The sequence below is a fragment of the Lentibacillus halophilus genome (assembly GCF_039522485.1).
GTDB classification, from domain to species: domain Bacteria; phylum Bacillota; class Bacilli; order Bacillales; family Amphibacillaceae; genus Lentibacillus; species Lentibacillus halophilus.
Genome location: NZ_BAAADM010000070.1, coordinates 1 through 580, shown reverse-complemented (window position 1 = coordinate 580; position 580 = coordinate 1). Strand labels below are relative to the sequence as shown.

Sequence of the window (580 nt, the reverse complement as noted above, 5' to 3'; positions counted from 1 at the left end):
CCCGTTACCCCGTATTGAATCAACTTGACACGTATCATATAGCCCAGGCGTTAAATCGGGCATTAGGCGGTGAAAAGAGTGAATTTAAGGATGGGATAAGGAAAGCGTTAGAACAACACGATTGGCAACAGGTCATACTTTGGCTGGATACATACGAAAGTACCCTGGAAGACGCGAAACAGCTGGAAAAGGTAAACGGTTTTCGAACTTACATTCAGCACAATTGGAATCGTCTATTTGACTGGCGTGAGAAAGTGGAAGACCCGCCAGAAGACGCACGAGGCTTAGGGGCTATGGAATCCAATCAGCGCCGCGTTTCTTTCCGGATGAAAAGACGTGGGATGCATTGGAGCGCCGACGGCAGTGAAGCTATGGTGAAAGTAAAACAGGGTATCCTCAATAACACGTTGCGAGATGTTTATCTCACATCCCAAAAACGAAGCGCACGCAAGCAGCGAGACGTTGAAAAGACCATTCGTATGACGGAATACTTGAATCAGCCAACACGCCCATCGATTGGCGCAAAAGAAGGATCCATCAGTTTATATACAGCCCATTCATCAGCGATAGGAAACTTGAT

General features: G+C 46.9%; 1 protein-coding gene. It reads left to right on the top strand.

Annotation, left to right across the window (positions count from 1 at the left end):
* The coding region (locus ABDZ72_RS14340) for a UPF0236 family transposase-like protein (protein ID WP_343754374.1) at positions 1-580 on the top strand (580 nt) is incomplete at both ends.